General features: G+C 59.2%; 1 pseudogene. It reads right to left on the bottom strand.

What is annotated here, in order from left to right:
- Nucleotides 1–637: pseudogene (gene fusA / locus HP499_RS24755) on the bottom strand (elongation factor G); the annotation flags it as partial.

The raw sequence follows: 637 nt of genomic DNA, 5'->3' as shown, positions 1-637 counted from the left end.
GACAGCGGAACGTGTGCACGGATAACCTTCACACCTGCTGCGTCTTCCATGGACTGCATCTGGCCACGGCGGGCGTTCAGGTCACCAATAACATCACCCATGTATTCCTCAGGTGTGCGGACCTCAACATCCATCAGCGGTTCAAGCAGAACAGGGTTCGCCTTGCGTGCAGCTTCCTTGAAAGCCATACGGCCGGCGATCTTGAACGCCATTTCCGAGGAGTCAACATCGTGGGACGCGCCATCAATCAGCGTGGCCTTGATGCCGACAACCGGGTAACCGGCCAGGACGCCGTCGTTCAGTGCATCCTGGATACCAGCGTCAACGGACGGGATGTATTCACGCGGAACGCGGCCACCAGTGACCTTGTTCTCGAATGCGTACAGCTCGCCGGAAGCGGTGTCCATGGGCTCGATCGCGATCTGGATCTTTGCGAACTGACCCGAACCACCGGTCTGCTTCTTGTGCGTGTAGTCATGACGCTCGACTGCGCGCTTGATGGTTTCGCGGTAAGCAACCTGCGGCTTGCCAACATTTGCCTCGACCTTGAATTCGCGGCGCATGCGGTCCACCAGGATGTCCAGGTGGAGCTCGCCCATGCCGGCGATGATGGTCTGGCCCGTGTCTTCGTTGAGGG

The sequence above is a fragment of the Paenarthrobacter sp. CM16 genome (assembly GCF_013179505.1).
Lineage (GTDB): Bacteria > Actinomycetota > Actinomycetes > Actinomycetales > Micrococcaceae > Arthrobacter.
This window is presented reverse-complemented; position numbering and strand designations above follow the sequence as displayed.